This window comes from Alkalihalobacterium sp. TH-98 (genome assembly GCF_057473385.1).
In genome coordinates this window covers 21,007-31,826 of sequence record NZ_JBYCKM010000047.1, presented here as the reverse complement: position 1 = coordinate 31,826, position 10,820 = coordinate 21,007, and the positions used below count along the sequence as shown (strand labels likewise).

General features: G+C 37.8%; 10 protein-coding genes. 6 read left to right on the top strand and 4 right to left on the bottom strand.

The annotated features are described in order from the left end of the window. Positions 1–494 precede the first annotated feature (494 nt). Both AC2VNP_RS19635 and AC2VNP_RS19630 read left to right on the top strand, forming a co-directional pair. Entirely contained in the window at positions 495–1,829 is a 1,335-nt protein-coding gene (locus AC2VNP_RS19635) for a sensor domain-containing diguanylate cyclase (protein WP_486918966.1), read from the top strand. 35 nt (positions 1,830–1,864) lie between these two features. Then, positions 1,865–2,380, top strand: a complete 516-nt coding sequence (locus tag AC2VNP_RS19630) for a hypothetical protein (RefSeq protein WP_486918965.1) — start codon at positions 1,865–1,867, stop codon at positions 2,378–2,380. Between the two features lie 235 nt (positions 2,381–2,615). Here the strand turns inward: AC2VNP_RS19630 and AC2VNP_RS19625 are convergent, their stop codons facing one another. The 4 genes from AC2VNP_RS19625 to AC2VNP_RS19610 form a co-directional block, all read right to left on the bottom strand. Continuing rightward, complete coding sequence (locus AC2VNP_RS19625; protein ID WP_486918964.1) at positions 2,616–3,764, bottom strand: hypothetical protein; 1,149 nt, start codon at positions 3,762–3,764, stop codon at positions 2,616–2,618. A gap of 77 nt (positions 3,765–3,841) precedes the next feature. After that, entirely contained in the window at positions 3,842–5,221 is a 1,380-nt protein-coding gene (locus AC2VNP_RS19620; RefSeq protein WP_486918963.1) for a HAMP domain-containing sensor histidine kinase, read from the bottom strand. A gap of 95 nt (positions 5,222–5,316) precedes the next feature. Continuing rightward, positions 5,317–6,012, bottom strand: a complete 696-nt coding sequence (locus tag AC2VNP_RS19615; protein ID WP_486918962.1) for a response regulator transcription factor — start codon at positions 6,010–6,012, stop codon at positions 5,317–5,319. A 190-nt stretch (positions 6,013–6,202) separates the two neighbouring features. Next, complete coding sequence (locus tag AC2VNP_RS19610) at positions 6,203–6,766, bottom strand: DUF7010 family protein (protein ID WP_486918961.1); 564 nt, start codon at positions 6,764–6,766, stop codon at positions 6,203–6,205. 335 nt (positions 6,767–7,101) lie between these two features. Here AC2VNP_RS19610 and AC2VNP_RS19605 point away from each other — a divergent pair, with 335 nt between their 5' ends. From AC2VNP_RS19605 to AC2VNP_RS19590, 4 genes are all read left to right on the top strand, one after another. Then, the gene (locus AC2VNP_RS19605; RefSeq protein ID WP_486918960.1) at positions 7,102–7,404 is read left to right on the top strand and encodes a hypothetical protein; all 303 of its coding nucleotides are present in this window, start codon (positions 7,102–7,104) and stop codon (positions 7,402–7,404) included. Between the two features lie 510 nt (positions 7,405–7,914). Then, complete coding sequence (locus AC2VNP_RS19600; protein ID WP_486918968.1) at positions 7,915–9,306, top strand: protoporphyrinogen oxidase; 1,392 nt, start codon at positions 7,915–7,917, stop codon at positions 9,304–9,306. 291 nt (positions 9,307–9,597) lie between these two features. After that, positions 9,598–9,867: a hypothetical protein gene (locus AC2VNP_RS19595; RefSeq protein ID WP_486918959.1), complete on the top strand. Its 270-nt coding sequence runs from the start codon at positions 9,598–9,600 to the stop codon at positions 9,865–9,867. Between the two features lie 268 nt (positions 9,868–10,135). Continuing rightward, complete coding sequence (locus tag AC2VNP_RS19590; RefSeq protein WP_486918958.1) at positions 10,136–10,561, top strand: alpha/beta hydrolase; 426 nt, start codon at positions 10,136–10,138, stop codon at positions 10,559–10,561. The last annotated feature ends 259 nt before the right edge of the window (positions 10,562–10,820 follow it).

The following is a 10,820-nucleotide window of genomic DNA, read 5'->3' as shown; positions in this document are numbered from 1 at the left end:
CGTGAGCGGTAGAGGAAGAAACTAGGAGAAAGCGTGAACGAAACGGTGCGGATCGTGAGCGGTAGAGGAAGAAACTAGGAGAAAGCGTGAACGAAACAGTGTGAATCGTGAGCGGTAGAGGGAAAAACTAGGAGAAATCGTGAACGAAACGGTGTGAATCGTGAGCGGTAGAGGGAGAAACTAGGAGAAAGCGTGAACGAAAAGCGCGTAAACGTGAGCGGTAGAGGGAAAAACTAGGAGAATAGTATAACCATTATGAAAACCTACATGAAAGTGACAAAAATATAATAAACATGTTACTAAATTAAGAAAATTCCATGTAGAATTTTCCAATGATAGCCTAATATAGTATAATAAAACTAGATAAAAAGTCACACTTCAACTCAGGTAGTGCAGTTCAAATCACTCGAAATTAGTATAGAGAGATGAAAAACAACCAACTTGCTTTGTTGGTCTTTTTTATATAGAGAAGAATCGGATAGGGGAGACTTAGGATGGGAAATCAAATTATAGCTAATCTAAGTAAGGGGGAAGACCTTTTTCAGCTTATCGCTGAGTATTCAAGTGATATGATCACTGTACACGACTTAGCTGGAAGATACCTTTATGTATCTCCCGCAGGAGAAAAAATCCTCCAGTACAGTAATGAAGAATTAGTAGGTGAAGACAGTTATCAGTTTATACACCCAGACGACCATGAACAGTCAAGAAAAAATCATGAAATCCTCCTCAATAACGGATATGTCGTGTCTACTTATCGAATAAGAAGAAAAGACGGAGAATACATTTGGTTTGAATCGTCCATCCAGAGTTTGTACGGGAGAGCATTAGGAGAAACGGACAGTTTAGGAGCAGCCGATGAGCCTAAACTCATAGTAATCTCTCGCAACATCACCGAGAGAAAATTAGTAGAAAAAAAGCTTCAAGAGATTGAGGAACTCTTCCAAATCATTACGGAATACTCAAGAGATATGATAACGATACATAATGCAGCAGGTGAATATCTATTTGTCTCGGCTGCAGTTAAAGAGATTTTACAATATGATGATCAAGAGTTAATTGGCAAATGCGGGTACGCCTTAATCCACCAAGAAGATCATAAAATTGTGAGACAAAATCACGAGCTGATGCTGATGAATGGTGCGGGTGTTTCTACGTACCGCATTCAACGGAAGGACGGGAAATATATTTGGTTCGAGTCTACCGTCCGATTTCTACCAGGACGTGACCCAGATGACCCCCAACTGATTGTCATGTCCCGTGATATAACCCAAAGAAAAATTGAAGAACAAAAACTACAGGCAGTAAACGAAAAGCTGCAACATTTGTCTACTAAAGATGGATTGACAGGAATAGGTAATAGGCGTTATTTTGATGAAAGATTAATTAAAGAATGGAAGCGAGCCATAAGATATTCTAGCGATATTTCGTTACTGATGATTGATATTGATTATTTTAAGCCATATAACGACACTTACGGTCATCAGAAGGGTGATGAATGTTTAAAGCAAGTAGCTTTAGCAGTACAAAAAACGTTAAAGCGTCCCATCGATGTCGTCTGTCGCTACGGTGGCGAAGAATTTTGCGTCATCTTACCGGATACAGATGAAACAGGTGCCAAGCATGTAGCTGAAACGATTAGGCAGACCATTGAAAAGTTGAAAATTCCTCATGCAGGTTCATTAATTAATAGTTTTCTAACGATCAGTATTGGCACAGCCAGTGTTATACCGACAAAGGCTAGTGACCCTGCGACGATCATCAAGGCAGCGGATGAAGCATTGTATCATGCCAAACAAGGAGGAAGAAATCAAGTTAGATCTTTTTAAAGAAAAAAATAGTAGCATTCGTATGGAGGTAAGGTATGTCAAAAATCTCTCTAGCAGAAGCGGTAAAGCTAAAAAGTATTTTGTCAAAGCGAATTCATGAATTGGAAGAGGAAATGTACCGAGTCGCCTTTGTACAAATCGATAACGGAAGTAAAATCCCTCCACAAGTTCGTACCCTAGCAGATGTCGAGAAAGAACTAGACGAGATCCGAAAAGACTTTCGTCTGTTGGATAAACTCATGTATCAAGCGAACTATGAAAATGAGGTACAATTTAATCAGGAAACTTTAACGATTGTTGAAGCGATTGAGTTAGCCACTCAATTAAGAGCTAAAGCAAGAAAATGTAAAGAATTGGGCGCTTCTCCAAAAGAAGAGCCCTTATATCCTTTTGGTGACAATGTCTTGGTCGTAAAAGTGGCGATGTTTGAACCAGAAGATTATCGTCAGAAAGGGTTAGAGCTTGAGCGTCAGGCCAATAAACTTTCAAACCTCATCAATGCAAAAAACTATGCAATCGAATTAGATTTTAATAGTGAAAAGTACTTTTAAACCTTGAAATGGTGAGACTCCATTTCAAGGCATAGGAGAAGAACTTCATTTCTTTCAATGGGATCTTGTAACGGCGAATGGTCCAACCAATTACCCATCACCGATTACACTTTTACCTGTGACCAATTACTATCCATTGTCATCGATGGTCGACGACCGATATTTGTATATTCTGCTTCTCCTATGAGTCCCCTAAATTCTTAGGGGACTTTTAAATTTTACGCAGATCTAAAGTTTATTCCGTTTCAATTTTGTCCAATTCATAAATGGAAATATAATCAATTTTAAGGTCACCATAGCCGATTTCACTATTGTCGGAACGTGGAATGTAAAAGGCTGAAGAGTCTTCGTTCCAGTGAGCTAATAATTTTATAACCGCTGGCAGTTCTGCGTTTTGAATGATTTGAATGCTTTTTGATAGTTGATTGTTCTCAATTGACGCAATAAAGACATTATCTAAAAACTGGTCGCCTTTATGCAGGATCGTATTAAATAGCAGTTTTGTTCCGTCAGGGGAGATACTGTAGGACGGAATCCAAGTTCCTTCCGAGCTCGTGCCGCCTGAGACAACTTTCGTTACCGCCTTTTTATTCAGGTCATAAAAGAAAATTCCTGGTTCCTCATCGTAGACACCATTAAATACAAGTAAATCATCATGGATGAATTCAAAATCAAAAATATTATCGTTGATGTTTTTCAAGGTAATCACTTTTTCAACTTGGTTGTTCGCAGAAAGCTTATATAAGGCACTGCCTTCATCTTGGATATGTGTGGCTAAGTACACATCTTGATTATGAATGGTCCCGCTATGAAATGAAAAGTTCCTAGGACTATCGAACAATTGATTAAAGTCATACAATGTTTTTTCAGTCGTGTCGGTGTTTATTAAGACTAAGTTGGAATCCGTAAATTCATAATAAGACAGATAATCACCTTCTGGATCAGCAAAGCTAACATCGCCATGGTTTTCATCTAATTCTGCGATTTTTTTCTTTTTACCCGTTTCAAGCGTTACTACATAGGCGCTGTTATTTTCTACACTTATTGCTTTTTTCCCATTCTTAGACAGCTGTTTGGCAGCGATGTGTTCAATTAATGTAGGATTGGCACCATTGATGCTTGTAGAGAAAAGTGCATTTTCTCTTGTGTAGTAAAGCTTTTCATTATCAATTTTAAGTAGTTCACCGTATGTGATCCTCTCTTTTAGTGTGATTTGTTCGGGTTGAGATACAGCAACCTTCGCATCAGAAATGATACTTTCGAGGACAACATCTTCGCTGACGATGACGGTTTTCCCTTCTCCTTGCACATTTCCTTGCGTGTTACACCCTGCTAAAACGGATACAGCGAGTGTTACTCCTAAAATTCCTTTAACGACTTTCATTTGAAAACCTCCTCCTATTTTTTACAACTTGATTGTACGAAAGAGTTATTGCTAAAAAGAGTGAAAATGTTGCCAAGTTATTGCCAGAGTGGGAGGGAGATCGTTAAAGTAATAACACCGTTCTTTTCCTCAATGGAGATGGTACCGCCATGTTCGTGAACGATTTGTTTACAAATATAAAGCCCGAGTCCTGTACTGCCTTTTTCTGCTTTTGATGACTGACTGCCACGGTAAAATGGTTCAAAGGCATTGACTAAAATGACTGGATTAACGTCATTACTGTCGTTCGATACTTTAATTATGGCATGATCGGCTTGGCGATAAGAAACGATTTGAATGGTAGAATGATTTTCCCCATATTTAATGGCGTTATCTAGTACGTTCATAATGACTTCAAGTAGCCGGTTTTCAATGCCTTTGATAAAAAGGGAAGGTTCTGTATCATATACGATGGTCATGCCGTATTTTGTTGCGTTCAATTGCATGTCTTCGCATAACTGTTTGATCAGATGGGAAACATCGACTTTCTCTACTTCGTAGATCGTTTGCTTGGACAGTTCGATTACATCAACGACCATTTCATGAAGCCGGTCACTTTCTTTTTTAATACGTTCGGCTGCCTTTTTCAAAAAGATGGGATCGTTAAAATCTTCTTCAGATAAAATTTGCGAATACCCCGATATCGTGGTTAAAGGTGTTTTTAATTCATGAGTTACATTATTAAAAAACTCACGCCTCGTCTTTTCAAGCTTTTCGACTTTCTCCTTTTCCTCAGTAATGACCGCAATTTGTTCTTTAATTTGTTCTTTCATCTCATGAAAGCGATCATTTAGTTCTTCAATTTCATCACCCGTGGTAATTTGCAGCTTCGTATCGTATTGGCCTCGAGCCACATCGGAGAAAGCTTCAGTTACTTTCGAGAGTGGTTTCGTGATTTTCCGCGATAATATATAAGAAAACAGAAAGATAACTGTAAAGAGAACTAACGTAAAATAGGTAAGACTTGTCAAAACTTTTTGGTTGGAAGCAAATAAATCAGAGTAATCTTTCGTTAAACGAATAATACCGTAATGCTCGCCGTTAATATAAAGAGGGTAGGAGAAGTTTACAACCCACTCATTGTCAATTTGATTGATCGTGTAAGCCGCTTTATTGTTCAGGGCGAACTGCAAGTCATGGTCACTGCTTTCTTCTAACCGTTTACTCGGTCTCGTATTGACAATGACATATTCTTGTTCATCAATTGCTTCGTAGAGAAAATTTCCATCTATATCATACAAGGTGACATTACTTCGTAGATTTTCACTTAACTCCTGAACTAACGAATTTCCAGAGTGGGCAAACACATCCCCCGTTAAGTTTTTTAAAAGAAGATGCTGCTTAATATATTCTCTCGAGTACTGTTGGGTATTTTCCATCTCGGCTTTAATAATGTTTTCGCTGTTTTTGCTCAGCATATTGCTAATAAAGGCATTGAGCAACAGCAGTGAAATAGAAAAAATAAGTAAAAAGCCGAGCAGAAATTTTCTCTGGATCGTCCATTTCCTAGCCATCATTGCAACCCTTTCATTTTATAGCCAATTCCAAACACCGTTTCAATAATCGACGGGAGAGACTCGCAATCTAGTTTTTTTCGTAGTCTTTGTACATGGACATCAACCGTCCTTAAATCGCCGTCATAGTTCATATCCCAGACATAATCGAGGATCTCTTCCCGTGAAAACACTCGATTTTTATGCTCAGCAAAAAGCAAAAGCAAGTCATATTCCTTCGGTTTAATTTTCACTTCTTCGTCTCTTTTAAACACCGTACGGGAGGCAGGATCGATTTTTATGTATTCGTTAATTTTCATGAAAGTTTCGATGTTTGCTAGACGTTGACCGCGGCGCAAAGCAACTTTTACACGGGTTAAAAGCTCACGAATGTCAAACGGTTTCGTCATATAATCATCGGCACCCAGCTCTAATCCAAGAATTTTATCAACAATGTCATTCCGAGCGGTCAGCATAATAATTGGAATATGGGGGAAGTCGTGTACTGTTTTTTTACATAGATCAAATCCATTCGTGTCTGGCAGCATCACATCCAACAAAATTAAATTCGGTTGCATCCTCTCTATCAGGCTGTACGCTTCTTTGCCGGTGAACGCGCATTGTACGAAATAGCCTTCTTTCCGCAGCGAGTACGAAATGATATCTGAAATGGATTCGTCATCTTCAACTACAAGAATTCTCTTAGTATCTGTCATAAGCCTTGCTCCTTTTTAAAGGTCGATCGTCCACACTCTATTGTACTACCAAATTGTTGCCAAAATATAAACATTTTTATAGAGAGTAAAATCAATTTTCTTAAGTGTTAACCTATCGTTTATCATCACCTATACAACAAAAATTAGGCATGGAGAACAATTCTCATGCCTAAAAAGGTTTTTAATATTCTCAAACAGATGACGTTGTATCTTGCATGGCCTTTAATCGTTTAACCTCTAATGATAAAAAGCAGGTAATAACGGAATACTCAACCACTAATGCGAACGGAAGAAACACCATCAGTCCATTTGGGATATAAAAAGAGATGAGGGCAATACCAATAATCGCAAAGGAGTGAATGAGATACCATTTTGTTTGATAAACCCAAGAAAACGGTAAAAAATGAGCGCCTGTTAAAACCGCTAACACATAAGGGATAATTGCTGGATTTTTGGCAATAAAGATCAGAACAACGGGAATAAATAAGATTTGCATTGCCCCTAATAATCCAGCCAGCGAAGACAGAGGATTGTCATGAACAAACATATCTTTTTTTAGGATTTTTGAAATAAGTATCCCTAACGGAAAGATAATTCCAACTCCATAAATATACACCCAAAACCTAACGTCTTCAGGGATAAAAAAATAGGAAAGTCCCGCAAGAAACCAAAACAAAATTCCCGCATACAGCATAGGTGTTCCTTTCGCAGTAGAAATGGCTAATTCCCTTTGAAGCTGTTGAAGCGACTTCATTCGCATCCCTCATTCCTTGTATAGAATTGTATGACATATGTACAACAGAAACACACCTTTTTTGTCTATAAATATATGTAGGATGCTATGAGCAAATATATACCACTATATTAAAATATGTAAATAATTACATTTGAAATGGTGCGGGAAAATTGAGCTACTCAAATATGCGAATAACAGATACTAATTGAGGTGATTGAGTGGTCATTGGAAGCTGTATAAAGACAACCTTTTTTAAAATATAAAGACATGTTTATTTTTTTGTTAAGATCGTTAGGCGACAAGTCATTATGTCATAAAGCATGATATAATAATGCAAAAAGGAGGTGATCACGATGAGTGATATGAATAAAAAGTTAGATGAGATTTTGAGGCATTTAGTAGAGTTCAAAGCATCGACTAATAACAGTTTTGACCAAATGGAAGCTAGTACGAATCAAAGGTTTGATCAAGTAGACAAGAGGCTTAATCGAATAGAAACTACCTTGGGACGATTTGAGAAAGACCAAACCGATGATATAATTGCCCTACTAAAGCAAATGAACCATAAGATGGATGTGCGTGACTCAGAAATACAAGCCTTAAATAAACGCGTCTTTAAAGTAGAGTCAGAAATTGAACGACTGTCACATCAATAGTTCGGCGTAACGCATTTTTATATGTATATGAAGTTGCGCCGATAACTTGAAAGACGATCTGATAAAATGTAAACCCCGCCCATAATACGCAGCAGTTACCATAAAAATGGGTGCTACACTGATCAACCACGCTTCTATGCTTCCGTAAATTAGAGTGACCCCAACGAGTTATTTTTCAATTCCTAATGTGAAATCTCCAGCCGTTAGCATGATTAACTCAACCAATACAACCTACTAGAATGACCCTCTTTCAAACATCCATTTCTAATTAATTTCTATTCGAAACCCTCGTCCGTCTAAAGCTGAAATCCTTCGTTTCCCTAAATACTATATTCCATAGACCCTTATCATAAAACTCTACCATAGCTAGAGAAAATGACAATTTGATGGACACGAATGATCATCATGAAAATTATGTTAAAATTATGAAGAACAAAGGATAATAATGCGATAAGTAACAAAGAAATAATCATAATACATAATTGAAACTTGGATCTAGGAGTGAGTACGCTGAAAACAGTTGTAGTTATAGGTGGAGGAATTACTGGTCTAACGACAATGCACTACTTACAAAAACTGAAGAGAGAGCTCAATCTCGACATTCAATTAAAACTTATTGAAAAGAACGAACAATTGGGCGGAAAAATAAAAACTGTACGCGATGACGAGTTTATTATAGAAGCTGGAGCAGATTCCATGGTTGCGCGGCACGAAAGCGTGATGCCGCTTGTTCAAGATTTACAACTCGAGGACCAACTCGTTTATAACGCGACGGGTATCTCATACATCTACACGAATGACGAATTACATCCGATCCCAGCTGATACTATCTTTGGAATTCCGACAAGCGTGGAATCCCTTTATAACAGTACTTTAGTATCGGAAGAAGGAAAGCAAGCGGCCTTAAAGGATTTAGAAACTAAAAATGAAACGTTCACGAAGGAAAGTTCGATCGGCTCTTTTTTAGAATACTTCTTAGGTAAGGAATTAGTTGAGAAACAAATTGCTCCTGTTCTATCAGGTGTTTACTCAGGGAATATTTATGAGCTGACACTAGCTTCAACCCTTCCTTATTTGCTCGATTATAAAGATAAATTTGGCAGCATCATCAAGGGGTTAGAGGAAAATAAAAAACAATTCCAAGGTGCGTCCGATAAAAAATTCATCTCCTTTGATACGGGCCTTTCGGCGATCATTGATAAGCTAGAAGATGAACTGACCGACTGTACCATTATGAAAGGTGTTACGACAACCGGTGTACATAAAGAAAACGAAAGTTATAAACTGACACTTTCTAATCACGAACCAATCGAAGCGGACTATGTCATCTTATCGACTCCTCATGATGTCACGCAGCGAATACTAAATGACAATCAATTAGATGAAGATTTTAACGAGTTTAAAAATTCTTCGCTCATTAGTATTTATCTAGGGTTTGATATTCCGGACGAAGAATTACCGGCTGACGGAACAGGGTTTATCGTTTCAGAAAACAGTAATTTAAATTGCAATGCCTGTACGTGGACGAGTCGCAAATGGGAGCATACGTCAGCTCATCACAATTTATTAGTTCGTCTCTTTTATAAAAGTTCAAGTGAAGTCTATTCTTCCTTAAAACAGATGACAGAAGACGAACTTGTGGAAGTCGCATTAGCTGATATCCAAAAAAGCTTAGGCCTCCAAGGCAAACCAAAAACGGTCCAAGTGACGAATTGGGTTGATTTAATGCCAAATTATCATTTAAATCACAGCCAAGCGGTTCAGTCACTTACGGAAAACATGTCGGCTTTCTATCCTAATGTTATTTTAGCTGGTTGTTCCTATTATGGCGTCGGGATTGGTGCTTGTATCAAAAATGGTGAAGATACAGCAAAAGAAATTGTCAATCGAATCATGCAGTAAACTAAATAATACAAAAGCTGTTGAAATTCAACAGCTTTTTATTCGTTAGATTGCATACCAGTCGCTAACTCACAAGTTAAATGTCAACCACAAAGACCGTATATTCTTCATGAGTTCTTCCCCAAAGGAATACACCAAAGGGAAAACGCTCCCAATCGCTCATTTTATTTACTTAAAAAATTCTATTAATATATAGGTGGTTTTTGTAAAATAAAGGTAGAGAATTTTCGGCCTGACTAATTATATATCAACTAGCAGGTAAAAAAATTTTGTGAAAGAAGGAAAGGAAATATGACGCCAGATGTATATAATAGGTTTATGAGCGTAGGTGCTACAATGGCGATCTTTGGAGCTATTCTACTTTTTTTCAGTGTAGATATAGGAACGAAGCTGGCTCACTTTTGGCTTGTCCGCCAAGGGAGTGCAGACTCTACTGTCTTCCATCTTGTCAATGAAGGCTATATTCATGTTTTTATCATTACTGGGAGTATATTGTTTACGATTGGCCTTGTTACGGTTTTACTCACTTCCTTTAGATATATGAGTGGTACATTAAAGTAAGACGTTAAAGGAGAGGGTTTTGCTATGGTGCAAACGAAAAAAATCTCGATCAACAGAAGTGGAACGAAATTGAAATCAAAAAAAGTTTCATTCTTAAAATCATTTTAGGTTTTCTCGTATTTTCGGTACTTATTATATTTATTATCAACACGGTTATTGCGTACAATATTCTTTCTTCAATGTCAGATGTGAGAGTGGAATTTAACGAGGCAACTTTGGAGGATTTTCATTTGGTTGGCGAACAAATAGAAGTTTTCAGTGTGACGGTTTGAAGATCAATGCTTACATTGTACCGCATGAAAACTCCAGAGGGAATGTGTTAATCCTTCATGGTATGCATGGAATGGATGCGACATCGTTATTTGGGTATGCTCAATTTTTATTTGAAGCGGGTTATACTCCGGTTGCCGTCGATATGAGAGCACACGGAAAAAGTGAAGGGGAGCGTTTGTCCTTTGGATATCATGAAGTAAATGACGTCAACGCGGTTGTAAATTACTTAAAAACAGACGATCGTTTTCAAGGTGCTCCAATGATTTTGTACGGATTATCAATGGGGGCAAGTACTGCGATAAACGTGGCAGCAAAGAATGATGACATCGATGCTGTTATTGCGGACAGTCCTTATCTGTCCATGCAACGCCAAGTGGCAGACTATATGAAAAGAGACGGGGCGCCATCTTTTTTTTGTTAAACTATTTGAGCCTTCTGTTAACCTAGTCTTTTGGCATTTATTTCGTATCAATCCCGTCGATAATATTCCAGAGAAATCGATAACCGAACTAAATCACATTCCCATTTTTATTATCCATGGCGATGCAGATACGCAAACAGCTGTATACCATGCGAGTACGTTGTCTGAACGATCTAGTAGTGAAATGACTGAACTATGGATTGTTGAAGGAAAGGACCACTTAATTATTGAGGATGTATTAGATGAAGAAAGTCTGTTT